General features: G+C 68.9%; 30 protein-coding genes and 8 pseudogenes. 13 read left to right on the plus strand and 25 right to left on the minus strand.

Annotated elements, in window-relative coordinates:
- Nucleotides 1-79 precede the first annotated feature (79 nt).
- Nucleotides 80-271 carry a hypothetical protein gene (locus tag G7085_RS00130; RefSeq protein WP_197509575.1) on the minus strand — a complete coding sequence of 64 codons (192 nt, stop codon included), beginning with the start codon at nt 269-271 and terminating at the stop codon, nt 80-82.
- A 588-nt stretch (nt 272-859) separates the two neighbouring features.
- Nucleotides 860-1,774: a phosphotransferase family protein gene (locus tag G7085_RS00135; RefSeq protein ID WP_197509576.1), complete on the minus strand. Its 915-nt coding sequence runs from the start codon at nt 1,772-1,774 to the stop codon at nt 860-862.
- 123 nt (nt 1,775-1,897) lie between these two features.
- Here G7085_RS00135 and G7085_RS00140 point away from each other — a divergent pair, with 123 nt between their 5' ends.
- The 8 genes from G7085_RS00140 to G7085_RS00170 all read left to right on the plus strand — a co-directional run bounded on the left by G7085_RS00140 (nt 1,898) and on the right by G7085_RS00170 (nt 5,470).
- On the plus strand, nt 1,898-2,473 hold the full coding sequence (locus tag G7085_RS00140) for a DUF1801 domain-containing protein (protein ID WP_197509577.1): 576 nt from the start codon (nt 1,898-1,900) through the stop codon (nt 2,471-2,473).
- A complete protein-coding gene (locus tag G7085_RS33600) occupies nt 2,410-2,628 on the plus strand; it encodes a hypothetical protein (RefSeq protein WP_408647161.1) in 219 nt (72 codons plus the stop codon). The genes G7085_RS00140 and G7085_RS33600 overlap by 64 nt, the downstream gene beginning before the upstream one ends.
- A gap of 34 nt (nt 2,629-2,662) precedes the next feature.
- Nucleotides 2,663-2,824, plus strand: a complete 162-nt coding sequence (locus G7085_RS22915; RefSeq protein ID WP_231979071.1) for a hypothetical protein — start codon at nt 2,663-2,665, stop codon at nt 2,822-2,824.
- Nucleotides 2,825-2,869: 45 nt separating this feature from the next.
- Nucleotides 2,870-3,058, plus strand: a complete 189-nt coding sequence (locus G7085_RS00150; protein ID WP_269451959.1) for a PIG-L deacetylase family protein — start codon at nt 2,870-2,872, stop codon at nt 3,056-3,058.
- Nucleotides 3,049-3,399 carry a hypothetical protein gene (locus tag G7085_RS00155; RefSeq protein WP_197509580.1) on the plus strand — a complete coding sequence of 117 codons (351 nt, stop codon included), beginning with the start codon at nt 3,049-3,051 and terminating at the stop codon, nt 3,397-3,399. The genes G7085_RS00150 and G7085_RS00155 overlap by 10 nt, the downstream gene beginning before the upstream one ends.
- Nucleotides 3,400-3,505: 106 nt before the next feature.
- The gene (locus G7085_RS00160; RefSeq protein WP_197509581.1) at nt 3,506-4,285 is read left to right on the plus strand and encodes a DUF937 domain-containing protein; all 780 of its coding nucleotides are present in this window, start codon (nt 3,506-3,508) and stop codon (nt 4,283-4,285) included.
- An 88-nt stretch (nt 4,286-4,373) separates the two neighbouring features.
- Nucleotides 4,374-4,625, plus strand: a complete 252-nt coding sequence (locus G7085_RS00165; RefSeq protein ID WP_197509582.1) for a hypothetical protein — start codon at nt 4,374-4,376, stop codon at nt 4,623-4,625.
- Nucleotides 4,622-5,470 (plus strand): hypothetical protein, encoded by an 849-nt coding sequence (locus G7085_RS00170; RefSeq protein WP_197509583.1) that lies wholly within the window; start codon nt 4,622-4,624, stop codon nt 5,468-5,470. Before G7085_RS00165 ends, G7085_RS00170 begins: the two co-directional genes overlap by 4 nt.
- Nucleotides 5,471-5,515: 45 nt before the next feature.
- Here G7085_RS00170 and G7085_RS00175 read toward each other — a convergent pair.
- The 3 genes and pseudogenes from G7085_RS00175 to G7085_RS28860 form a co-directional block, all read right to left on the minus strand.
- A pseudogene (locus G7085_RS00175) lies at nt 5,516-6,133 on the minus strand (L-threonylcarbamoyladenylate synthase).
- Nucleotides 6,134-6,253: 120 nt separating this feature from the next.
- Nucleotides 6,254-6,703, minus strand: coding sequence for a TadE/TadG family type IV pilus assembly protein (locus G7085_RS00180; protein ID WP_197509584.1), 450 nt, complete (start codon nt 6,701-6,703; stop codon nt 6,254-6,256).
- The gene (locus G7085_RS28860) at nt 6,700-6,957 is read right to left on the minus strand and encodes a hypothetical protein (protein ID WP_197509585.1); all 258 of its coding nucleotides are present in this window, start codon (nt 6,955-6,957) and stop codon (nt 6,700-6,702) included. The genes G7085_RS00180 and G7085_RS28860 overlap by 4 nt, the downstream gene beginning before the upstream one ends.
- A gap of 255 nt (nt 6,958-7,212) precedes the next feature.
- Between G7085_RS28860 and G7085_RS00190 the strand changes: the two are divergent.
- A pseudogene (locus G7085_RS00190) lies at nt 7,213-8,426 on the plus strand (pyrophosphate--fructose-6-phosphate 1-phosphotransferase).
- Nucleotides 8,427-8,718: 292 nt separating this feature from the next.
- Here G7085_RS00190 and G7085_RS00195 read toward each other — a convergent pair.
- From G7085_RS00195 to thrS, 18 genes and pseudogenes are all read right to left on the minus strand, one after another.
- Nucleotides 8,719-9,678 (minus strand): YhjD/YihY/BrkB family envelope integrity protein, encoded by a 960-nt coding sequence (locus G7085_RS00195; RefSeq protein ID WP_197509586.1) that lies wholly within the window; start codon nt 9,676-9,678, stop codon nt 8,719-8,721.
- A gap of 35 nt (nt 9,679-9,713) precedes the next feature.
- Nucleotides 9,714-10,261 (minus strand): annotated as a pseudogene (locus G7085_RS00200) (MerR family transcriptional regulator).
- A gap of 154 nt (nt 10,262-10,415) precedes the next feature.
- Complete coding sequence (locus tag G7085_RS28865) at nt 10,416-10,676, minus strand: bifunctional nuclease domain-containing protein (protein ID WP_331715374.1); 261 nt, start codon at nt 10,674-10,676, stop codon at nt 10,416-10,418.
- Nucleotides 10,673-10,846 (minus strand): bifunctional nuclease domain-containing protein, encoded by a 174-nt coding sequence (locus G7085_RS28870; protein WP_331715375.1) that lies wholly within the window; start codon nt 10,844-10,846, stop codon nt 10,673-10,675. The genes G7085_RS28865 and G7085_RS28870 overlap by 4 nt, the downstream gene beginning before the upstream one ends.
- A 68-nt stretch (nt 10,847-10,914) precedes the next feature.
- Nucleotides 10,915-11,091 (minus strand): hypothetical protein, encoded by a 177-nt coding sequence (locus G7085_RS22925; protein WP_231980807.1) that lies wholly within the window; start codon nt 11,089-11,091, stop codon nt 10,915-10,917.
- Between the two features lie 316 nt (nt 11,092-11,407).
- Nucleotides 11,408-11,587 (minus strand): annotated as a pseudogene (locus G7085_RS22930) (MerR family transcriptional regulator); the annotation flags it as partial.
- Nucleotides 11,587-12,075: an FHA domain-containing protein gene (locus G7085_RS00215; protein ID WP_197509588.1), complete on the minus strand. Its 489-nt coding sequence runs from the start codon at nt 12,073-12,075 to the stop codon at nt 11,587-11,589. The pseudogene G7085_RS22930 and the gene G7085_RS00215, both read right to left, overlap by 1 nt.
- A gap of 110 nt (nt 12,076-12,185) precedes the next feature.
- Nucleotides 12,186-12,818, minus strand: a complete 633-nt coding sequence (locus G7085_RS00220; protein ID WP_197509589.1) for a DUF881 domain-containing protein — start codon at nt 12,816-12,818, stop codon at nt 12,186-12,188.
- A 93-nt stretch (nt 12,819-12,911) separates the two neighbouring features.
- Nucleotides 12,912-13,243: pseudogene (locus tag G7085_RS00225) on the minus strand (DUF1290 domain-containing protein).
- Nucleotides 13,244-13,353: 110 nt separating this feature from the next.
- Nucleotides 13,354-13,455 carry a hypothetical protein gene (locus G7085_RS33605; RefSeq protein ID WP_197509590.1) on the minus strand — a complete coding sequence of 34 codons (102 nt, stop codon included), beginning with the start codon at nt 13,453-13,455 and terminating at the stop codon, nt 13,354-13,356.
- A complete protein-coding gene (locus tag G7085_RS00235; protein WP_197509591.1) occupies nt 13,446-13,997 on the minus strand; it encodes a DUF881 domain-containing protein in 552 nt (183 codons plus the stop codon). Before G7085_RS00235 ends, G7085_RS33605 begins: the two co-directional genes overlap by 10 nt.
- A gap of 87 nt (nt 13,998-14,084) precedes the next feature.
- Complete coding sequence (locus G7085_RS00240; protein ID WP_331715376.1) at nt 14,085-14,555, minus strand: CDP-alcohol phosphatidyltransferase family protein; 471 nt, start codon at nt 14,553-14,555, stop codon at nt 14,085-14,087.
- 198 nt (nt 14,556-14,753) lie between these two features.
- Entirely contained in the window at nt 14,754-15,107 is a 354-nt protein-coding gene (locus G7085_RS00245) for a glycosyltransferase (protein WP_331715377.1), read from the minus strand.
- A gap of 121 nt (nt 15,108-15,228) precedes the next feature.
- Nucleotides 15,229-15,597: pseudogene (locus tag G7085_RS33610) on the minus strand (glycosyltransferase); the annotation flags it as partial.
- Nucleotides 15,598-15,723: 126 nt separating this feature from the next.
- On the minus strand, nt 15,724-16,002 hold the full coding sequence (locus G7085_RS00255; RefSeq protein ID WP_231979073.1) for a lysophospholipid acyltransferase family protein: 279 nt from the start codon (nt 16,000-16,002) through the stop codon (nt 15,724-15,726).
- A complete protein-coding gene (locus G7085_RS22940) occupies nt 15,969-16,388 on the minus strand; it encodes a lysophospholipid acyltransferase family protein (protein ID WP_231979074.1) in 420 nt (139 codons plus the stop codon). Before G7085_RS22940 ends, G7085_RS00255 begins: the two co-directional genes overlap by 34 nt.
- 72 nt (nt 16,389-16,460) lie before the next feature.
- Nucleotides 16,461-16,996, minus strand: a pseudogene (locus G7085_RS00260) (HIT family protein).
- A pseudogene (gene thrS / locus G7085_RS00265) lies at nt 16,989-19,022 on the minus strand (threonine--tRNA ligase). Before thrS ends, G7085_RS00260 begins: the two co-directional pseudogenes overlap by 8 nt.
- A gap of 376 nt (nt 19,023-19,398) precedes the next feature.
- Between thrS and G7085_RS00270 the strand changes: the two are divergent.
- From G7085_RS00270 to G7085_RS00285, 4 genes are all read left to right on the plus strand, one after another.
- Nucleotides 19,399-19,836 carry an enoyl-CoA hydratase/isomerase family protein gene (locus G7085_RS00270; RefSeq protein ID WP_197509595.1) on the plus strand — a complete coding sequence of 146 codons (438 nt, stop codon included), beginning with the start codon at nt 19,399-19,401 and terminating at the stop codon, nt 19,834-19,836.
- On the plus strand, nt 19,758-19,964 hold the full coding sequence (locus tag G7085_RS00275) for a Clp protease/crotonase-like domain-containing protein (protein ID WP_197509596.1): 207 nt from the start codon (nt 19,758-19,760) through the stop codon (nt 19,962-19,964). Before G7085_RS00270 ends, G7085_RS00275 begins: the two co-directional genes overlap by 79 nt.
- A 221-nt stretch (nt 19,965-20,185) precedes the next feature.
- Nucleotides 20,186-20,470 carry an SDR family oxidoreductase gene (locus G7085_RS00280; protein WP_331715378.1) on the plus strand — a complete coding sequence of 95 codons (285 nt, stop codon included), beginning with the start codon at nt 20,186-20,188 and terminating at the stop codon, nt 20,468-20,470.
- A 100-nt stretch (nt 20,471-20,570) separates the two neighbouring features.
- On the plus strand, nt 20,571-20,783 hold the full coding sequence (locus G7085_RS00285; RefSeq protein ID WP_197509597.1) for a hypothetical protein: 213 nt from the start codon (nt 20,571-20,573) through the stop codon (nt 20,781-20,783).
- An 11-nt stretch (nt 20,784-20,794) separates the two neighbouring features.
- On the opposite strand, the gene G7085_RS00290 is transcribed toward G7085_RS00285, so the two are convergent.
- Together G7085_RS00290 and G7085_RS00295 are read right to left on the minus strand one after the other, a co-directional pair.
- Nucleotides 20,795-21,079, minus strand: a complete 285-nt coding sequence (locus G7085_RS00290) for a GNAT family N-acetyltransferase (protein WP_197509598.1) — start codon at nt 21,077-21,079, stop codon at nt 20,795-20,797.
- A gap of 9 nt (nt 21,080-21,088) precedes the next feature.
- Nucleotides 21,089-21,466 carry an aminoacyl-tRNA deacylase gene (locus G7085_RS00295; protein ID WP_331715379.1) on the minus strand — a complete coding sequence of 126 codons (378 nt, stop codon included), beginning with the start codon at nt 21,464-21,466 and terminating at the stop codon, nt 21,089-21,091.
- Nucleotides 21,467-21,583: the final 117 nt, after the last annotated feature.

The following is a 21,583-nucleotide window of genomic DNA, read 5'->3' on the forward strand; positions in this document are numbered from 1 at the left end:
GCGAAGGCATCTTGCCGGCTCGGTTCCACCCGAGCAGGACGTCCTCCTCTGCCGCGGTGGGTGGAGTTCCCTCGGTCAATCAAGGAGCTCGTCGGCGTGCCCACCATCGTCCAGACGCGAGCAGGACCGCCGCGGTCGCCAACAGCCACCACAGTTCGTCCATCCCTGGTGGATCGGCCCACGGGCCGAAGTAGAACATCGTGACCATGATGGCCGCCGTGACGATCGCCGCCAGGGCGACGCCGACGATCAGCTCGACGATGAATCGCATCACCCTGGGACTCCTTCACCTGCCGGCCGCGCGCACCACGCTGCCGTCGCGACTGCCCTTTCGCGATCACTGACGACGACGTAGCCCCAGTTGAAAACCGGCAACTCCGCTCACGACGAGCGAGCCGGCGAAGACCAGGGCTAAGCCCCAGACTTGTCCGGGCTGCAGCACCATTGTGGTGGACCACGGTTGGTCCGCTAGAGGGCGTAGGCGAACCACCCGAAGGAGCCCGGTCCCGGTGCCGTCATTGCGAAGGTGATGACGCCTGACGCAGTGAGAGCGGCGCCGAAGCCGCCTAGGGCCAACTGCGCTACGGCTCGTGTGTTCGCCATACATAGCAGTGTGGCATGCGTCGAGCGCACCACTTTGGCAGCAACTGCAAAGGCACTCATCTGCCGCCGTGTGCGAGGGTAGCCTTCGGCTTCGGTGTCCCCGAGCACGACCGCCCTCAATTGCCGCGAGTCGCACCTGTAGGGCGACAGCGCCGTGGAACTCCTGGCCGAGAATCTTCGTTATGTCACTACGTACGAACGTCCCCGCTCCTGTCACCTGGCCCACTGTTCCCCAACAGCGCCGGGTGATCAAGGATCAGACGCTGAGCGCGGCCCTGATATCGGCGCGGTGGAGCATGTCCACGCACCAGGCGAAATGTCCCTCGGACAGGTCCCGGCCGAAGACGGCGTGTGTGATCACCGCGTAGGCGCCCCGGTAGAGCGCGTAGGTGTGCTCATCGTGGGAGAACCGATCGACGAAGTACCCGGAGAGTCGATCCTCGGACTGCCGGGCATTGGTGCCGTACATGTCGTAGATGCTCGCCGCGATCGCCGCGTCGAACTGTGGATCTCCCAGCATGGTGAGGAACCCGAAGTCGAGCACTCCGGAGACCGTGTCGTCGGAGACCAGGATGTTCCCCGGTATCAGGTCACCATGGATCAGCGACCGGGTGGGCCCGTCAGGCAGTGCGCTCAGCGCGCCGGTGAGCCTGGCCATGACCCGGTCGATGTCGCGAACGCAGACGCGCAGGCTGTCCGCCGACGCCTCGAAGCGTCGCTCAGCGAGCCGTGCGAGTGCCTGCCCGAATGTCGCTCCGGTCTCGAGTGGTGGCTCCCCCGGCAGGGCCGGCAGGACACCGAGCCTCGGATCCGTCGCCAGCTTCAGCCCGTCGAGTACGTCGCCGATGATCCGAGCCTCCCGTGCCCCAGCGGGCTCCGCGGCGGGTCGCGGGCCCGGAGACAACCGGACCCCGCGCACCTTGCGCTCGATCGTGACGAGTCGGCCATCCAGGTCCAGCAGTTCAACCGCTCCCGCGGTGGCGAACGGGATCGGTGCGGCTCCGAGACCGAGCCCGAACGTCAACAGGGCCGTCAGGTCCTCACGGGAGCGTCCGTGCCAGACCTTCGCCACCAGTGCATCACCGAGGTCGACGACCGTACCCTCCATCCCGGCGCCGAGCACGTCGCCCGGGTGAAGCCCCGGCCAGCAGGGCGGTGAGCACGCGTTCATCCACGCGCTCAGGATATGCGGGCGGGGCCCCGGCGAACTGCCTGGCGGACGCCGACGGCATGGCGTCGGCCATCAGCTCTCCGACGCGTGACCGATGTCCGGAGCAGGTGACATGCTGGGCACATGGCAGAGGCAGTCACCGTTCCCACCGAGGCCGACGTCGAGGCGTTTCTCGAAGGCGTCCCCGAGCGTCGACGTGACGAGGCCGACGTCCTGATCGACCTCATGCGCGGGATCAGTGGCGAGGAGCCCGTCATGTGGGGCCCGAGCATCATCGGGTTCGGCTCGCAGCATTACCGCTACGAGACCGGCCGCGAGGGCGACATGCCGATCCTCGGGTTCAGTCCCCGCAAGGCTCGGCTCACGCTCTACTTCGACGGCTGGGACCGGTACTCGGACCAGTTGGCACGACTCGGCAGGCACAGGCTCGGTGTCTCCTGCCTGTACGTCAACAAGCTCGCCGACGTGGACCTCGACGTGCTCAGGGAGATGCTCGAGGCGTGCCACGCCCGAGGCGTCGCCGCCGACTCCCCGTGGCCGGCGACGATGTCGACCCCGTCGTCGCATACCTGGCAACCGTGCCACCGCAGGCACGGGAAAAGCTGGAGGAACTCCGCTCGCTCGCGGCGGAGGCGATCCCCGACGGGGTCGAGACCATCAGTTACCGGATCATCGGCTACCGGGTCGGCGGCCGGGTGAAGGCGTTCGTCTCGGGCTGGAGGGATCATGTCGCCGTGTACCCCGTTCCCGGTGGGGCCCTGCGAGAAGAGCTCCAGCCGTACGTGCACGGGAAGGGCACCCTCTGGTTCGCTCTGGATACCCCTCTCCCCGCGACCTCATCCTGCGCACACTGACCGCGCTCGCCACTGACTGACCAAGGAGACCACCATGACCGAACAGGGCCAGCCGCCCACGCTGGAGCAACTCCCCGACGACACCTTCGGCCGCGTCCTGTGCGTCGTGGCCCACCCGACGACGTGGAGTACGGGCTCTCCGGATGCGTCAACAGGTGGGTCTCCAATGGTGCAGAGGTCGCCTACCTGCTCCTGACAAGCGGCGAAGCCGGCATGCAGCGGCCCCGGCGGAGGTAGGCCCCTGCGCGCCGAGGAGCAGCGGCGGGCATGCGAGGTGGTCGGGGTGAGCGACCTGACCATCCTCGACCACCCCGACGGCATGCTCGTCCACGGCCCGGAACTGCGCAGGGATGTGGCCCGTCGCATCCGGCAGTTCCGCCCGGACGTCGTGGTGACCGGCACCTGGGAGGTCGAGGCCGGTTGGGGCTGAACCAGGCCGACCACAGGGCGGCCGGGCTCGCCGCCCTCGACGGCTGCCGCGATGCCGACAACACCTGGGTCCATCCCGAGCTGGCCGCGGAAGGTCTCACGAAGTGGGGCGTCACCTGGTTCCTCGTCCACGGCGACGCACGGCCGACGCACTTCGTCGCGCTCAGTGAGGACGACGTGGCGGCAGGTATCCGGTCCCTGGAACAGCACCGCGAGTATCTGGCCGACCTGGGCCGGACTACCCGGGCCCCGGACGAGTTCATCGGTGGGATGCTGCGCCCCGCCGGGGAGGCCGTGGGAGCCGCCGGGGCAGTCTTCCTCCGGGCCCACAGGCTGGCCTGAAGAGGTTGACACGAACTTCACCGGTTTCCGCCTCCCGCTACGGGTGCGACCGGTAGCGTTGCCGCCACGGCACGCGCCGCACGACACCGTCTCTCAGGAGTCACACATGACAGACATCTCGGAGCTGCTCAGCCAGCTGCCCATCGACCAGCTGGCCCAGCAGGTCGGGGCCTCACCCGACGAGGTGCGCGAAGCCGCAGCCAATGCCATCCCGGCCCTGGTGCTCGGCATGGACGCAAACGCCCAGGACCCTGCGGGCGCCGCGTCCCTGCAGGAGGCTCTGGGCCAGCACTCGGGTGATCTCTTCGGCAGCCTGCTGGGAGGGCTTTTCAACCCCGAGTCCGTCGACACCGGTGATGGTGAGAAGATCACCGCGAACATCTTCGGCTCCAACGAGGACGCAGTGATCAGCCAGCTCGGCGGTGCCGGCGGCTCGAGCCTCATCCGTAAGCTCATGCCCATCCTCGCCCCGCTCGTGATGTCGTGGCTGGCCGGGAAGCTGATGAATGTGGACAAGGCACAGGGGCAGCCCCAGCAGTCCTCGGGTGGAGGCATCCTCGGCGACATCCTCGGCCAGGTGCTGGGCGGCGGCGCCCAGCAACCCCAGGTCCAGCAGCAGCCCCAGGTGGTGCAGCAGCCGCAGTTCAAGCAGCAGACCGGCTCGGGCGACATGCCTACCATGCAGATCCCCGACCCCACTCCCCAGTACCAGGAGCAGACCGGAGGCGGCCTCGGTGGGGCATCCTCGGAGACCTGCTCGGCGGGCTCCTCGGCGGAGGACGCCGCTAGAGGACCTGACAACGTCCTAGACTCAGGGTCCGCGCGTCACCTCCGGGTGCGCGCGGACCCTTTGCTGATCCACGACGACACACCCGAGGTTTCATGAGCGGAACAGACGACCTACTTGCGCAGGAGCAGTGGCTGCGGGGAAACGGCCTGCCGCTCGTGGTGCCTGCGTCGAGGAGGTTCCGCGGGTGGTCCCGCGAACCGTTCCGCTGCTCGTCGCGTTCGCGTTCATAGCCACCGGCCTGCTGCTGCTCGACGCGGTCGTCTCGACCGATGAGCCGATCGCTCTGCTCGACCTTCTCGGTCGGCCCGGTACCATCATCGGCTTCCTGATCGCCGGAGTGGTCACCCTCGGGGCATTCCGCTGGCCGTCGCGTACGCCGGACTCCAACGGCGGCTCCAACCCCGCACCCGGTTGGCGTTCGGGCTGGTCATCATGATCTTCTGGATCGTGGGGCTCAGCCTGATCGCGATGGCCACGGGCGTCCACACCGGCATCCATCTCTCGATCGGGATCCGCGCGCTGCTGCTGTTGGGTGCCGCGCTGATCGGCTTCTACGGGCTGGGCAACATGCTGCGCTGGGCCGCCCGACGAGGAGCGCGCGAGCTGGCGGCCGCAGTCCCCGCGATAGCCCGGATCCTGCCGCTGCTGCTTCTCACTGTGCTGCTCGTCTTCTTCACCAACGAGCTGTGGCAACTCGCCGCGACGATCAGCCGCACGCGGATGTGGCTCCTCTCGGGGTTCCTCATCCTCATGACGGTGCTGATCGTGTTGCCCCCGACGCTGGACATGATCGACGATGAGGGCGACCACGACGAGGATCCGCTCCTGGAATCGACCCCGTTCGCGGGTCTGGAGGCGCGCCGCACCCGCCTGTCCCTCGGTGAGAGGTTCAACCTGCTCGCCGTCTCGCTGCTCGTGCAGTTTGTTCAGATCTCCGTCTTCGTCGTCGCCACCTTCGCGGTCTTCGCGGTGTTCGGTCAGATATCCCTGACCGATGAACTGATCTCGACCTGGACGGGCGCGGCCGCCCGACCGCTCGTCATCTGGGGTATCGCCCTCCCGCTCGAAGCCCACATCTTCCGAGTCTGCCTGGTGCTCGCCCTCTTCAGCGGTGTCTCGTTCGCCGCCTCTACGCTGCAGGACAGGTTGTACCGGACCCTCTTCCTCGACCGTGTAGCCGAGGACGTGCGGCGCAACCTCGCCGCGCGGCACCGCTACCGCGCCACCCTCGTCCAGCACGGACGGGCTCCGCAACGATGGCTGGCCGTAGCGGAGGAGTGAGGGGCCGCTGCTCGAACCCGGCTGCAGGCACGGGCCAGCCGCAGGCTACTCGAAGGGGCTCGGGTCTCCAGCGCCCACCCGCTCGACCACAGGCTCGTCGCCACTGAGGTCGACCACCGTTGTCAGACGGTTGCCCGCGTCACCCGAGTCGAGGACAGCATCGATCTGGTGGTCCAGTTCCTCCTTGATGGTCCAGCCGTCGGTCATCGCATCATCCGCGCCGGGCAGGATGAGCGTGGTGGACATCAGCGGGGCCCGACCGTCTCGAGGAGGGCGAGCGTCGTGCGGTGATCCGGGATCCGCACCCCGATGGTGCGCTTCTTCGGATGCTGCATCACCTTCGGGACCTCCCGGGTGGCCTTCAGGATGAACGTGTAGGGCCCCGGGGTCGCCGCCTTGACGGCGCGGAAGATCCAGTTGTCCATCTCCACGAACTGACCGAGCTTCGCGAACTCGTCGACGACGAGGGTGAAGTGGTGCTTGTCGCTCAACTGACGGATGCGGCGGATCCGTTCGAGCCCTCGCCGTTGCCGAGTGCGCAACCCAACGCGAAACCGGAGTCTGTCGGATATGCGACCAGACCGCCGTCCTCGAGGATCCGGGCGACCTGGGCGAGCGAACGCGGCTGGGGGTTCTGGGGTGGACGTCAAAGTACTGGGCCATCTCCCAAGCCTAGCCAGCCTCGGGCTCCCCCACCGGGCCTGCGGCCTAACGGCCCCACCGGGCCTGCGGCCTAACGGCCCCACCGGGCCTGCGGCCTAACGGCCCCACCGGGCCTGCGGCCTAACGGCCCCACCGGGCCTGCGGCCTAACGGCCCGCAGCGGATCGACCGGTGACCGGCGGTCCGCGTCGACGGTGAGCGAACCGGGCATGAACGGCAGCGTCACGTCCGAGAGGTCGACGACACAGGTGACCGAGACCCGCACGCTTCCCCGTTGCCCGGGTGCAAGGGAAATCGCGGCCGCGTCGATCTCGACCTCGTGGTCGGCGCAGGTGAGGCCGTGTTGCGCCAGGCTTGCCGCGACCGCCTCACGGGCCGCGTTGCCGGCGTGGGCCTGCGAGCGCTCGAGCGAGGCGGCCCGGGCCCCTGCGGCCGCGACGGCCCCCACGCTCTGCTCGGCCAGCGCGATGCGGGCGAGGGTGAGCAGCAGCCCGATGAACAGCACAAGCACGGGCAGCACCACCGCCGCCTCGACGGAGACGGCAAGGCCCCGCTGGTTCCGCCCGCTCATGAACCCGTGAGTCGTTCGGTGGGGACGACGACGGTGCTGCGCACGGAACGGGCCCACAGGATCGACCTGGCCCGGCCGGCCACCGTGACGGTGGTGCGGGTGGGGCCCCTGTCGACGGAAACGGAGACCGCGCTGAGCGACCCGTTGCCGGCGACTTCCCGGGCGGCGGCTCCTCCCTGTGCCTCCGTGGCGTCGAGGCGCGCCGTGACGGCGGCCCCTGCTGGGCGGCCGCCAACACCGTCGTGTCCGCCCACGACACGAGCGACCACTGCAGCAACAGCAGGAAGATCCCGAGCGCGACGGGCAGCAGCACGGTGACCTGCACCGATCCGCTCAGCCCCGCTCGTTCCGCATTGGGCCATACTTCCAAACCGACTGCCCGCGCGCTCCCGTTTCCCGATCCCTGTGGACGGCAGCGCCGGCAACGACCCAGCGACGACTCCGCCGGCGGGGTGCAATAAGCTGGGGTCGGCGCGTCCGGCGCCTTGAGAACTCATGAAAGGACCCTCATGGTCAAGAAGGTAGCCATCCTCACGGCCGGTGGCTTCGCCCCCTGCCTCTCCGCCGCGATCGGTGGGCTCATCGAGCGCTACACCGCGATCGCCCCGGAGGTCGAGATCATTGCCTACCGCCACGGGTACCAGGGCTGCTGAAGGGCGACTTCCTCGTCGTCGACGATGCGGTGCGCGCCAACGCCGGTCTGCTGGACAAGTTCGGTGGCTCCCCATCGGCAACTCCCGCGTCAAGCTCACCAACGCGAAGGACCTCGTCAAGCGCGGCCTCGTGGCCGAGGGCGACAACCCCTCAAGGTCGCGGCCGACCGCCTGGTCGCCGACGGCGTCGACGTCCTGCACACCATCGGCGGCGATGACACCAACACGACCGCTGCCGATCTGGCCGCCTACCTCGCCGAGCACGACTACGGCCTGACCGTCGTCGGCCTGCCGAAGACCATCGACAACGACGTGATCCCCATCCGTCAGTCGCTGGGTGCCTGGACCGCCGCCGAGCAGGGGCCATCTTCGCGCAGAACATCGTTGCCGAGCACAACTCCGGCTCCCGCATGCTGATCGTGCACGAGGTCATGGGCGCCACTGCGGCTGGCTGACCGCAGCCACCGCCGCCGAGTACCGCACGTGGGTGGAGGCCCAGCAGTGGCTTCCCGAGATCGGGCTCTCCAAGGAGGCCTGGGACATCCACGGCGTCTACGTGCCCGAGGGCCTCATCGACATCGATGCCGAGGCTGAGCGCCTCAACAAGATCATGGACGAGGTCGGCAACGTCACCATCTTCCTGTCCGAGGGCGCCGGGCTCGACTCGATCGTCGCGCAGCTCGAGGCCGCGGGCGAAGAGGTCCCCGAGACCCCTTCGGCCACGTCAAGCTCGACAAGGTCAACCCCGGCGCCTGGTTCGGCTCGAAGTTCGCCGAGAAGCTGAACGCCGAGAAGGTCATGATCCAGAAGTCCGGCTACTTCTCCCGCTCTGCGGCCGCGAACGACGCCGATCTGGCGCTCATCCGGCAGTGCACCGACCTCGCCGTCGATTCCGCGCTGCGGGTGAGCCTGGTGTCATCGGTCAGGACGAGGAGAACGGCGACGTGCTCAGTGCCATCGCCTTCGACCGCATCAAGGGCGGCAAGCCGTTCGACATCCAGCAGGCCTGGTACAAGGACATGCTGGCCGCGATCGGGCAGGACTTCCCCGCCCCCGCCGAGGCACACTGAGTCTGTTGACCCCGACGCCGGCCGCTCCTCCGGGGCGGCCGGCGTTTCGCACCTACGGCCGACGTTGCCTGGTGAGCCTCCGGGCCGCAGAAACGATGAGGGCGCCCAGCCCGAGGCCGGTGGCGGCGCCGATGCCGTACCCGAGCCCGAGGTTGAAGCGCATCCCGCGGGCGGCGACGCTCTGCCTGACGTAGCCCCGGCGCCCAGGTGTCGGCAGGGCGGTGTCCGCGTCGCGCAGCTCGTCGAGCGAGAGCCGCGCCGCGAGCCTGTCGTCGAGGGCACAGCCTCCGGCTCAGGTTGCGGTGCGGGCACGATGGGGCCACCGGCTCCCTCTCCCGGTGGGCCTTCTCCTCGCGGTCGTCGATCCGGCGCTGACGCGCCGCGCGCCACTCGGTCGACGACCCACCCAGGCTGCCGCGAGCATGATCGTCGTGGCGAGGATGTAGAGCATGATCATCAGCACGATCACGGGGCCGAACACCGAGGCCGCGCTGTTGAATCCGAGAAGGCCCATCAGCAGGCCGGCCAGCTGCTGCAGGACCGTCAGCGCAACGGCTCCCAGCAGGGTCCCGACGAGCCACGGCCAGGGACGGGCCGGTTGGTTCGGCAGGGCGACGAAAAGGAAGGCCATCAGGATCCAGCTCGCGAGCAGCGTCAGGGCGATGCTCAGCAGGAGGAAGAGCGTGTCGATCCCGGGGATGTGCGTCCAGCCGAGGAACTCGAGGGCGGTGCGGGAGAAGGCCGTGCCGATGGTCGCGACGCCGATGCTGAACACCACTGACGCCACCAGACCGAGGAAGATCACCAGGTTGAGAGCCAGCTCCACGAAGAAGTGCTTCCGCTCGGCCGCGTCCTCGAACTCGCGCGACCACATCACGCGCACCGCACGCTTCAGGTTGCCTGCCCACCGTGAGCCCGCGTAGGACCCCGTGATGATGCCCACGCCGAGGGTGGAGGCCCATTGCCGCATCGCGCCCGTGATCAGGTCGCTGATCGACTTGGAGAGATTGACATCGGAGATCAGGGCCTCGATCTGGTCCTGGACGACGTCCATCAGATCAGGGCGGATGATCGTCAGCGTCATCCCGAGCGCGGCGAAGCAGAGCATCAGGATCGGCACCATCGAGAGGATGGAGTAGTAGGCGATCCCGGCGGCGAACTGTGGGCCGAGGCGGGACGAGTACCGCTCGTAGGCGGACAGGGCATGCGCAACGGCGGGCCTGTCCATCAACCGCTCGATCCAGTGCTTCACTCCTGTGACCCTACCGAACGGTCGGGCCGTGGAGGCTACACCGCGCGGGCGCGGCGACGCGCAGCGAGCTCGTCGTCTGGGTGCTCCTCCACCGCGGCCGCTGCGGTCCGCTCGCCGGGGAGCGAGGACAAGGTGCCCTCCAACTCACGCCAGACGCTGCTGACCGAGATCATGAACATGCCCTGGCCACCGCGGGTCAGATCGAACAGCTCGTTGGCCGAGGTGACCTCGTAGACGCTGAACCCGTCGCTGACCAGTGTCAGCTCCGTGAGGTCGTCGACACCCCGGGCGTTCAGGTGTTCGATGGCGACACGGATCTGCTGCAGGGAGATGCCCACGTCCAGGAACCGCTTGACGACCCTCAGCAGGAGGATGTCGCGGAACGAGTACAGCCGCTGAGTGCCGGAGCCCTCCGCGTTGCGGATCGACGGAACGACAAGACCGGTGCGGGCCCAGTAATCGAGCTGACGGTAGGTGATGCCTGCCACGCGGTGCGCGATGGGCCACGGTAACCCGTGTCGCTCGGAACGGGTGCGAAGTCACCGTCAAAGAGCACCTCTTGCAGCGCTGGCTTCTCGGACACCTGAGCCTCACTTCGTCTCGTCGCCGACGGTTCCTCGGCACCCCATGAAACTAATCCCCGTCGAGCGTCGGGGTCAACGACACGCCCAAGCCAAACCCGAAACGGTGGTCACCATTTTTCGGCTACCCTTCGACCTGCCGGGCGGCCTGAGCGGTCAATCCTCATCTGACGAGGGGTTTTCATCCTCGAAGTCGTCCGCGTTGACGCTGTCCAGGAACGCCCGGAACGCCTCGACCTCGTCGGAGGCGACCGCCTCAACCTCAACCCCGACTTGATCCATCAGGGAACGTGGGCACTGGATGGGCCATCCGAGGCGGAGCGCGACGGCGACACAGTCGCTGGGCCGCGCGTCGATGATGTGACCGCCCACGTGCAGTTCGGCCTCGTAGACGCCGTCGTTCATCGCCGTGATCACGACCACCCGTCGACGGGGTCGATCAGGGTGAGGACCGCGGCGAGGAGGTCGTGCGTCATGGGACGCGGCGGCACCTCGTCCTCGAGCGCGGACGCGATGCTGGCGGCCTCCTGGGCGCCGATCCAGATCGGCAGCGAACGGGTGCCGCCCTCCTCACGGAGCAGCAGCACGGGGGATCCTCAGGGGTCAGCAGCCGGATGCCGATGACTTCGAGCACGATCATGGGCTCAACGGTAGCTCAGTGGATCTGCCCGTGCAGGAGCGCCGCGTGGGCCTGCATCACGATCCGGTAGAGATCAGCCGTCACCTCGGGCGGCGGGCCTGAGCGTCGGCGGTACTGCTCGAGGATCTGCTCGACGAGGGCCGCCTCCATGGTGGCCGCCTGCTGCAGTACCCGCAGCTGCCTCAGATCCACCCGTAACTGACCAGCTTCTTCGCCGACTGGGCCAGCGCGACGGCCTCCCTGCCGTAGAGCTGCGAGCCGCGCCTGGGCAGGATGATCCGGAGCCGCTCGAGTTGGATGAACGATGCCTCCCGAGCCCGGACTCATCGAGCACCTGGCGGCGGGTCATCAGCCCGCCCTGCGTGGTGGCACGCGGGGCCTGCCGTGGTTCCGGGGCCTCCTCCTCGACGGGAGCGGCGAGGCTCGCGGGCTGCTCTCCCCTGTCGAGGGCCTCAAGCTCCTCGCGGATCACCTTCAGCGGCAGATACCTGTCGCGTTGGGCGCGGAGAACGTACAGGAGCCGGTCGACGTCGTCCTGGCTGAAGCGCCGGTATCCGGACGGCTGCTGGCGATCAGGGGCGATCAGGCCCTCGGTCTCGAGATATCTCAGCTTCGATACGGAGATGTCGGGAAACTCCGGTCGGATCATCTCCAGTACGCGGCCGATGGTGCGCGCCGCGCCCGGCATCAGCTATGTCCGGGCTCGCTCAGCGAGATCGTGGCACGGTACTTGCCGATCTGGATCTCGTCGCCCTCCCGCAGCACCGTGCGGCCATCCAGGAGGGTGCGGTTCACGTAGGTGCCGTTGAGGCTGCCCAGGTCCTCCAGGTACAGCTTGCCGCCGCTGCGCACGAACTTCGCGTGATGCCTGCTGACGGTGATGTCATCCAGGAAGATGTCCGACTCGGGGTGGCGGCCCACGTTGGTGATGTCGGCGTCGATCAGGAAGCGGTTGGTGTCGCCGGGGCCCCGGTTCACGATGAGAAGCGCATTGCCCGGCGCGAGCTCCTTGACCGCCGCGAGCTCCTGATCGGTCAGCTCGACCGACTCACGCTCGTTGGCGCCGACGGCAATCATGGTTGTCGTGTCGACGGTGGGGTCGGTCAGCGCGGTGCCGCAGACGCTGCAGAAGCGTGCCTCGGCCGAACTTTCAGATCCACACTTGGGGCACTTCATATCTGCTCTTCCTTATCGGCATGGGCTGGGCAACGCATCCACCGCTTCCCGTGGACGCTACCTGAAAACTTAGCATCAGGGCACAACCGCGTTAACGCGGCCGGGCGAACTCATTGACGGGAGTGGCGACGACCGTCGCGATCTCCACGTCGGGCGTCTGCTCGATGGTCACCTTCCCCCGACCCTGTCGCCCTCGATCTCGCTGACGAGCCCGCCCCGGAACCGGGCCCGGCCTCGAGGGTGGCTGGATCGCCGATGGCATCGATGGTGAAGGGAGCCTCGAGGACGGTGCCATCCGCGACGATCCGGCCCTGTTCATCCATCACGAAGGAGGAGCGCATCACCAGGCGGACGGAGTCGTTGAGTTCGATCACCTCGGCGCCGGCATCGCGAAGCTCCTCCACGGCGTCGAGCAGCAACTCGGCCGTCACGCGTGCCTCCGGGTCGCTCACCCGGATCCGCACCCCGGGCCCGACCGCCGGGACCGTACCCGCAAGGATCTGCGCATTACCCAGTCGACGGGCGGCCTCCTCGCGTGCGGCCTGGTCGCGGTCCGCGCCGCTGAGCAGCTCGGTGCGGGCCGTCTCCAGTTCGCTGACCTGATCCTCGAGGCGGCGGGTCTCCGAGGTGACGTCGTCGAGCAGCTGGATCAGGTCGGCCTGGCGGACATTGGCGAACTCCGGCTGGTTGGCCTGCGACCGCAGGGTCATGACCACGATGAAGGCGGTGAGGAACAGCGCCACGCCGATGGCGAGCTGTCCCCGACTGGGTGTGAAGAACGCCCGCAGGAGGCTGGGCGCCCCGGGTCGGCCCGCCGAGGCTCCGCCTCCTCCCGGTCAGGCATGCAGCAGCGCCCTGCGGATCGCGGCGGCGTTGGTGAAGATCCGGATACCGAGTACGACGACCACGCCGGTGGACAGCTGCGAGCCCACGCCGATCTGGTCGCCCACGAACACGATGACTCCGGCTATGACCACATTCGACAGGAATGACACCAGGAACACCCGGTCGGAGAAGACACCCTCGAGGAAGGCCCGCGTGCCACCGAGGATCGCGTCGAACGCCGCGACGATCGCGATGGGCAGGTAGGGGCCAGCACCGGTGGCAACGTGGGCTGCAGGACGATGCCGAGCACGACGCCGAGGACGAGGCCGAGCACTGCGAACACCAGTTCCTCCTATCCCGGCTGCGCGTAGCGCAGCGTCATGCCCGTGTCGGCGGAGAGCGACAATTCGCTGTCAGCCTGCGTGATGGCCATCGTGACACCGTAGTTCTGGGTCAGGAAGTGCCACCAGACGGCCCCGGGGTCTCGTTGAACCGTGCCTGAAGGTTACTAGGGTCCCCAATCACGTCGAGCCGGTAGGGCGGCGTCAGGGACACGTAGTCGACCGTGATCGCCGCGCCCGCGGAACGGATGGGGTCAATGTGGTGAGCCGACGGCCGTTGATGCTGACGGCCTCGGCGCCGGCCAGCCACAGGCCGTTGACGAGCCGCGTGACGTCGCTCGCCAGGATGATGCCCTTGGTCCCCTCGGCGTCGGTGGCGTCATCGACGACCACGACGATGCCGGGCCCGGTGACCGCGCCCGCCCCGCTCGCCAGTTCGAGCCGCTCCAACTCGGCCCGCTGCGCCGGGTCGCCCAGTGCCTCCTGCCCGAGCGCACGCACCTCGGCGTCGAGAGAAGCAGCCGCGTCCGTCAGGTCGCTCTGCCGTTGCCGGGCCGTCCCGATCCGGTCGAGCAGCTCGGCCCTCTGCTCCGCGGCCGCCCCGCTGCCCTGCGTCGTCTGCAGGAAGGCCAGCGTCACGAGCACCGCCACAAGGAGCAGGGCGAGCAGGGCCACAGAAGGGCTGCGACGCCGGTGCGTCGTGGTGCGGTACTCGGGTTCGAGGGCGCCGTCCTGCACATCCGTCAGGAGCGACATGCTCGCGTCAGGACGCGTCGTCGCCACGCCCCAGCCTCACAGCTTCACGCACGTAGATGAACCCTGCCGCCCAGTAGAAGACGGCACCTACGCCACCGAGGATCCAGCCTGCCCAGTGCGCCCACACCCAGGCGAGCGACGTGGGAGCCCCACCAGGATCAACGGAAGCGCAAAAAGAATGAGGAAGGTGCCGATCTTCCCGATCCAGTTCACAGGGAAGGCCACCATGTCGTGGCGCCGTAGGCGTGGCAGCAGCAGCGCGAGCATCACGTCCCTGGCGAGGAGCACGACGACGAACCAGACCGGCACGATGCCGCGCACGAGCAGGGAGATCACCGCGGCGATGATGTAGAGACGGTCGGCCACCGGATCGAGGCGGGCTCCCAGTTCGGTGCGCTGTTTGAGGCGGCGCGCGAGGAAACCGTCGATCCAGTCGGTGGCGCCGAAGGCCGCGAGCAGCACGACGGCCGCCACGTCCTGGCCGAGGATGATCAGGGCACAGAAGACGGGGATGGACAGCAGCCGCACGAACGACACCACGTTGGGGATCGTGAGCACGGCGTCGGTGTCATACTCTTGCGGGGTACGAGCTGGGCGTGCACGTCCCCAGCCTAGGACATCGGCCCAATCCCCGTCGGATGTCACGGGCGCGGAGGTATGCATCCTCCACCGTCGGGCCCACGGCGTCCCAGCCGAAGCGTTGCACACCGGCCCATGCGGCGGTCGGGTCGACCGGGCTTGCGAGACGCTCAGCGATCATCCGCGCGGCGGCGGACGCGTCCCCGACCGGGAAGAACGACGAGGCCGGCCCCTCGGCGACGGCGCGGAAGGCGGGCAGGTCGCTCGCCACCAGAGCGGCGCCGTGCGCGAGCCCTCGACCAGCACCATTCCGAACGACTCCCCGAACAGATTGGGAGCGACCAGGACCGAGGCGGTGCCCAGCACCTCCTCCAAGTCGGCGCGCCCCAGCCTGCCGAGTTCCAGGACGCCTGCGGCGCCCCTCCCACCCGGCCCGACGGCCACGAAGTCGGCGCCGGGCACCTTGGCCGACGCCTCGACGAAGACCCCGTAGCCCTTGCGTGGCTCGTCCAGCCGACCCACGAACACCACGACCGGGCGACCGGGCGGTCGCGGTGACGGAGCAGGGGCAGCCGGACGGCGTTGGGGCAATGGTGGCCGCCACCCCGAGCGTCCCGGTCAGCTCGGCGGCGGCGGTCGAGACGGCCAGGCTCACGCGGTCGGGCAGGCGCGCTGCGCGGGCACGCAGCAGCCGGGCCACCGGTCGCGAAGGCGTGAACGCGGCATGGTGGGTGACGACCAGCGGCGCATGGGTCTGCGCGGCGACCGCGAACGCCACACCTGGCGTGAGTGGCTCGTGGACGTGCACGACATCCGCGCCCACGGTGGCGTCGAGGGCAGCCCTCGCCTGGCCGGGCGAAGGGCCAGCCGGGCCACCGAGCCGTTGAACCTCAGCCCGACGGCGGGTCCGAGCAGCGTGACGGGAACATCGGCATCGGCGGGGCGCTGCCCGGGCGATCAGTCGCGCGTCGTGGCCGCGCCCGTGCAGCCAGCCGGCGAGGCCGAGCGCGTGGGTGGCCACACCCCTGGAACGTCGAGCGAGTAGGGCACGACGAGCGCGATCCTCACCGGAACAGGCTCCGCAGCATCAACCAGTTCGACGGGGATTCGTCGACCGCCGCGGCGAAATGCTGGACCGCGCCCTGCATCATCTCCCCACCGTGCCCGGCTCGATCCGCTCGGACACCAGGATGCGGAGCCGACCGTCCTCGAACCGGGTGGTGGCGACACGCAGATCGGCCCGGGTCCGGCGTGCCAGGAGGGCCGGGCCGGCGGGCACCGACACGGTCCCCGCGCCGGGCCACTCGACGGGAACGCCGTTGCCGGAGAGGTCGCGGTCGCTGAGCAGGCAGATCAACCGACCCGCCCGCACGTCGTCGGCGAGGCGGCGCATCAGGTCGGGCTCGTCGACCGGGTAGATGTCCATCCCCATACCGGCGCGCGCGTCGCGGAACCGTTCGTACAGGCCCGCGGAAGGCGTTCGGCCACCGAGACCACCTTGATGCCGATGCGCGCGCACCAGGCCCCGGCGAAGTCCCAGGAGCCCATGTGTGGCAGGGCGAGGACGAGGCCCGGCCCGGCGAGCGAGGAACGCAGCTTCTCCACGTCGTCGTCGGAGACGGCCACCATGCGGAGGATCTCGTCGTCGCTCCACCGCGCGAGGCTGAACGACCAGGAGGTGTTGCGCAGCCACACCCGGACCAGGTTGCTCCGGTCGCGCCGGGTCATCGGTCGCCCGGTGGCGCGGCCTGCGGTCTGCTCCCAGGCCGCCACTGCCGGCAGCGGGAGCAACGAGATCAGTGGCGCGAGCACCGCCGCAGCCGCATCGCCCACCCGTCGGGGATGCGGCCGCCGACGGCCCACGCGAGGCCGGTCAGCGACACGTCAGTCCTGCCAGGCCTCGGCCAGCAGCGCACGGGCCTCGCCGAGGAGTTGCGGCAGGGCCCGCGTCTGCCCGATGACCGGCATGAAGTTCATGTCTCCGGCCCACCTGGGCACGATGTGCTGGTGGAGGTGCATCGAGATGCCCGCCCCGGCCACCGATCCCTGGTTCATGCCCAGGTTGAAGCCGTGCGGCCCGGAGACGCGCCGCAGCACGCGCATGGCCCGCTGCGTCAGCTCGGCCACCTCTCGTGTCTCGTCGGCCGTCAGGTCGGTGTAGTCGGCCACGTGCCGGTACGGGCACACCAACAGGTGGCCCGGCGAGTACGGGAACAGGTTCATCACCACGTAGGCGTGTTCGCCCCGCGCCACGACCAGGCCGTCCTCGTCGGTGCGCCCGGGTGCGGTGCAGAACGGGCAGTCGTGATCGCCGGTCGGCTTGCCCTCACCGTTGATGTAGACCATCCGGTGGGCGTCCACAGCCGTTGGAAGGCGTCCGGGACGCCCGCGAGGGTGTCGCTCGACTCGATCTCAGGCATCGGCGCTGGGCGACGCGTTGGAGCGCGACGCGATGAAGGCCGCGATCTCCTCGACCGCCTGGTCGACGGGCACGCCGTTGCGCTGCGACCCGTCCCGGAACCGGAACGACACCGCACCCGCGTCGCGGTCGTCACCGCCGGCGATGAGCACGAAGGGGCCTTCTCCTTCGAGGCGTTGCGGATCTTCTTGGCGAACCGGTCATCGGAGAGATCGAGATCGACGCGGACGCCACGGGCCTTCAGCTTGTCGGCGACGGACCCGAGGTACGCGTCGAACTCGGCGGCGACCGGGATCGCGGTGACCTGCACCGGTGACAGCCAGGCGGGGAAGGCGCCCGCGTAGTGCTCGATCAGCACACCCATGAAGCGCTCGATGGAACCGAACTTCGCGGAGTGGATCATCACGGGCTGCTGGCGGGAGCCGTCGGGGGCCGTGTACTCGAGGCCGAAGCGCTCGGGCTGGTTGAAGTCGTACTGGATGGTCGACATCTGCCAGACGCGGCCGATGGCGTCCTTCGCCTGGATGGAGATCTTCGGGCCGTAGTAGGCGGCGCCACCCGGATCGGGGACGACGATGAGACCCGACTCGTCCGCGATCTGCTGCAGGACGGCCGTGGCCTCCTCCCACTGCGCGTCGGAGCCGATGAACTTGTCCTTCTTCTTCCCGTCCTCGTCGCGGGTCGACACCTCGAGCGCGATGTCCGTCATGCCGAAGTCGGTCAGCAGCGACAGGATGAAGCGCAACAGGTGGCGCACCTCATCGGGGCCTGCTCCTTCATGACGTAGCTGTGCGAGTCGTCCTGCGTGATGGAGCGCACCCGGGTGAGGCCCTGCACCACGCCCGACTTCTCGTCGCGGTACACGGTGCCGAACTCGAAGAAGCGCAGCGGAAGCTCACGGTAGGAGCGGCCCCGCGAGGAGAAGATCAGGTTGTGCATGGGGCAGTTCATGGCCTTCAGGCGGTAGGCCTGGCCGCCCTTGACGACGTTGCCCTGCTCGTCGCGCTCCGCGTCCTCCAGGAGGGCGGGAACATCCCGTCGGCGTAGTAGGGCAGGTGGCCGGAGGTGTAGAACAGTTCCTCCTTGGCAATGTGGGGGGTGCCGACGTAGTCGAAGCCCTCCTCGATGTGGCGGGCTCGGACGTAGTCCTCCATGACGCGCTTGATCACACCACCCTTGGGGTGGAACAGGGGCAGGCCGGAGCCGACCAGTTCGTTGAAGCTGAACAGGTCGAGCTCGGTTCCCAGCTTGCGGTGGTCGCGCTTGGCGGCCTCCTCCAGGCGGGTCTTGTAGGCCTGCAGCTCATCCTTGGTGGGCCATGCGGTGCCGTAGACACGCTGCAGGTCCGCCTTGGACTGGTCGCCTCGCCAGTAGGCGGCCGACGTGCGGGTCAGGGCCCAACCGTTGCCGAGGTAGCCGGTGTTGGGCACGTGCGGGCCGCGGCAGAGGTCCTTCCAGGCGACGGAACCATCGCGCCGGACGTTGTCGTAGATGGTGAGGTCGCCTGCGCCGACCTCGACCGATGAACCGTCGTCGGCGGAGGCGCTGCCCTTGTCCGCGATGAGCTCGAGCTTGAAGGGTTCCGACGCCAGTTCGGTGCGTGCCTCATCGTCGGTGACGACTCGGCGCACGAAGCGCTGCTTCTCCTTGACGATCTGGCCCATCCGCTTCTCGATGGCCTTCATGTCCTCGGGCTGCAGGGGCGCGGTCTGGAAGTCGTAGTAGAAGCCGTCGGTGATGGGCGGGCCGATGCCGAGCTTCGCGTCCACGAACAGGTTCTGGAGCGCCTGGGCGGTGACGTGCGCCGCGGAGTGACGCACGATGCTCAGGCCCTCGGGTGAATCGACGAGGATCGGCTCCACCTCGACGCCCGGGGAGAGCTCCCGCTGCAGATCGTGTGCCTCGCCGTCGACGCGCATCGCCACGACGGTGCGGTCGTCGCCGAACAGATCGAGGCCCGTGGTCGTGGCAGTCAGCTCCACCGTTTCCACGTTGTCGTGTCGACGGACTGTGATGACTCCACTCATCGGATGCTCCTCGTTCCTCGGCGCGGCGCGTCTCGCCACCCGCCCCATTCTGCCGCTTCCGGCGGCGGGGGCCACACGGGGCCACTCCCGCCCGCCGAAGACCACGCGCCACCCGTCTGCGGTCAGTAGGCTTGCCCCGGGGAACATCTGTTCAAGGGAGAACACATGACCAGTCAGGCCGATCCGGTGCTGTTCCACGCGGAGGCCGGCATCGGCTTCATCACGCTCAACCGCCCGGAGCGACTCAACGCGTTCAATGCGGACATGGCCGCCGCCTGGGCGGAGGCCGCAGGGCGGCGGTTGCCGATCCCGGCGTGCGGGCCATCATCATCCAGGCTGAGGGTCGGGCCTTCTGCGCTGGGGCGACGTGTTCGCCATGGTGCAGGGAGGCGAGGCTGTCGGAGGTGGCGTCGAGGAACTCGCCGGGGTCATCAACAACGGCATCACGGCGCTGGTCGCCTCCAGCGTCCCTGTGGTCGCGGCGGTCCAGGGCACCGCGGTGGGCGGCGGCCTCGGGATCCTGCTCAGCTCCGACTACGCCGTCGGCGCAGTCGACGCGCGGATCGGCAGCCTCTACGCGGACATGGGTCTCACCCCTGACCTGTCCGTGACTGCGCACCTCTCCCGGGCCGTCGGTGAGCGCAGGGCACTGCAGCTGACGCTCACGTCGCGACTGCTCAGCGCCGACGAGGCGCTCGACTGGGGCTTCTCGCCGAGGTCAGCAACGCGGAGCAGGTGCGAGCCAGGGCGCTCGCCGTCGCCCGCGGCATCGTCGAGGGCGCGGCCTGGGCCTACGGGCAGGCCAAGCGGCTGATCCGCTCGAACCCGACGCGCTCCCTCGCCGAGCAGTTGGCCGAGGAGGCCCGCACCATCGCCCGTGCCGTCGGCACCCCGGATGCGGCCGCCAGAATGTCGGCCTTCGCGGCGAAGGCGGGCTCGTGAGCGGGCTGGAGGGCGCACCATCCTGATGTCCGGCGGCAGCCGGGGCATCGGGCTCGCGATCGCGCTGCGGGCCGCGGCCGACGGGGCCAACGTCACCCTGCTGGCCAAGACGGACACCCGCATCCGACGCTGGAGGGCACCATCCACACCGCGGCCGAGCAGATCCGGGCGGCGGAGGACGGGCCCTCGCCGTCGTCGGCGACGTCCGCAGCGACGAGGACGTGGCCAGGGCTGTCGAGGCGACGCTCGAGGAGTTCGGCGGGATCGACATCGTCGTCAACAACGCCTCGGTGATCGACCTGTCGGGGTCGCTCGACCTGACGGCCAAGAAGTACGACCTGATGCAGGACGTCAACGTGCGTGGCACCTTCATGCTGTCCCGGGCCGCGGTGCCTGCCCTCAGGGAGTCGGAGAACCCGCACATCCTGTCGCTGTCTCCGCCGGTGAACCTCGCCCGCGGTGGCTGGGCGCGCACACCGGCTACACCCTGGCCAAGTACGGCATGACGATGGCGACGCTCGGAATGGCTGCCGAGTTCCACGGGACGGGATCGCGGCCAACACGCTCTGGCCCGAGACGACCATCGCGACGGCCGCCGTCCGCAACGTGCTCGGCGGTGAGCGCCTGATGGCGGTGTCACGGACACCGACCATCTACGCCGATGCGGCCTACCAGGTGGTGACCACCCCGGCGGACCGGCTCACGGGCCACTCCCTGATCGTCGAGGACGTGCTCCGCGCCCGCGGGTCACCGACTTCTCCGGCTACGCGGCCGTGCCGGGCACACCGGACGATGCCCTCTTCCCGGACATCTTCCTGAGTTGAGGTACCTCAGGCCACCAGATCCGCGAACTCCTGATGCCTGTCGATGAAGCCGCGCACGAAGGAGCAGGTCGGGACCACCTTGAGGCCCGAGTCGCGGACGTCCGTGAGCGCAAACCCGGCGAGGCGGGAGGCGAGACCGCGGCCGCCGAACTCCGGCTCGGTCACGGTGTGGTACATCTCGACGGCGCCGTCGTGGTCGCGGTAGTCGAGGTATCCCGCCAGCTCGTCGCCGACAAAGATCTCGTAGCGCCGTCGGGACTTGTGGTGCGAGGTGGTGATGTCGTCTGCCATGCCCCGAGACTAGTGCGCCGCGATTGCCGCCACGCCGGCTTCGGTGATCCTCACGAGATCGGCCGGAGCGAGCTCGATGTCGAGGCCGCGGCGTCCGCCCGACACCAGGATGGTGTCGAAACCGAGCGCGGACGCGTCGAGCACCGTCGGTAGCGCCCGCTTCTGGCCGATCGGGCTGATGCCGCCCACCACCATGCCCGTGACCCGCTCCGCGACGGCGGGGTCGGCCATCGAGAGCCGCTTGTGCCCGGTTGCGGCGGCGAGCGACTTGAGGTCGAGCCTGCCGTCCACCGGGACGATGCCGACCACGAGCGCCTTGTCGTCGGCGGCGAGCAGCGTCTTGAAGACCCGCTCCGGCGGGTAGCCGAGTGCCTCGGCCGCCTCCATCCCGAAGCTGGTCGCGCGGGGTCATGGCCGTATTCGTGGACCGTGTGGCGGATGCCCGCGTCGGTGAGCACGCGAAGTGCCGCGGTGCCGGTGGGTCGCTTAGCCATCGGTGGTGCT

The sequence above is a fragment of the Tessaracoccus coleopterorum genome (genome assembly GCF_011174705.1).
Lineage (GTDB): Bacteria > Actinomycetota > Actinomycetes > Propionibacteriales > Propionibacteriaceae > Arachnia > Arachnia coleopterorum.

What these genes read in the sequence shown, in the direction of transcription:
- G7085_RS00130 (WP_197509575.1), bottom strand. Translation starts at nt 271, where the DNA reads ATGCGATTCATCGTCGAGCTGATCGTCGGCGTCGCCCTGGCGGCGATC.
- G7085_RS00135 (WP_197509576.1), bottom strand. Translation starts at nt 1,774, where the DNA reads ATGAACGCGTGCTCACCGCCCTGCTGGCCGGGGCTTCACCCGGGCGAC.
- G7085_RS00140 (WP_197509577.1), top strand. Translation starts at nt 1,898, where the DNA reads ATGGCAGAGGCAGTCACCGTTCCCACCGAGGCCGACGTCGAGGCGTTT.
- G7085_RS22915 (WP_231979071.1), top strand. Translation starts at nt 2,663, where the DNA reads ATGACCGAACAGGGCCAGCCGCCCACGCTGGAGCAACTCCCCGACGAC.
- G7085_RS00160 (WP_197509581.1), top strand. Translation starts at nt 3,506, where the DNA reads ATGACAGACATCTCGGAGCTGCTCAGCCAGCTGCCCATCGACCAGCTG.
- G7085_RS00170 (WP_197509583.1), top strand. Translation starts at nt 4,622, where the DNA reads ATGATCTTCTGGATCGTGGGGCTCAGCCTGATCGCGATGGCCACGGGC.
- G7085_RS00180 (WP_197509584.1), bottom strand. Translation starts at nt 6,703, where the DNA reads ATGAGCGGGCGGAACCAGCGGGGCCTTGCCGTCTCCGTCGAGGCGGCG.
- G7085_RS00215 (WP_197509588.1), bottom strand. Translation starts at nt 12,075, where the DNA reads ATGAAGTGCCCCAAGTGTGGATCTGAAAGTTCGGCCGAGGCACGCTTC.
- G7085_RS00235 (WP_197509591.1), bottom strand. Translation starts at nt 13,997, where the DNA reads ATGTCGCTCCTGACGGATGTGCAGGACGGCGCCCTCGAACCCGAGTAC.
- G7085_RS00255 (WP_231979073.1), bottom strand. Translation starts at nt 16,002, where the DNA reads ATGGACATCTACCCGGTCGACGAGCCCGACCTGATGCGCCGCCTCGCC.
- G7085_RS00270 (WP_197509595.1), top strand. Translation starts at nt 19,399, where the DNA reads ATGGTGCAGGGAGGCGAGGCTGTCGGAGGTGGCGTCGAGGAACTCGCC.
- G7085_RS00290 (WP_197509598.1), bottom strand. Translation starts at nt 21,079, where the DNA reads ATGGCAGACGACATCACCACCTCGCACCACAAGTCCCGACGGCGCTAC.
- G7085_RS00295 (WP_331715379.1), bottom strand. Translation starts at nt 21,466, where the DNA reads ATGGAGGCGGCCGAGGCACTCGGCTACCCGCCGGAGCGGGTCTTCAAG.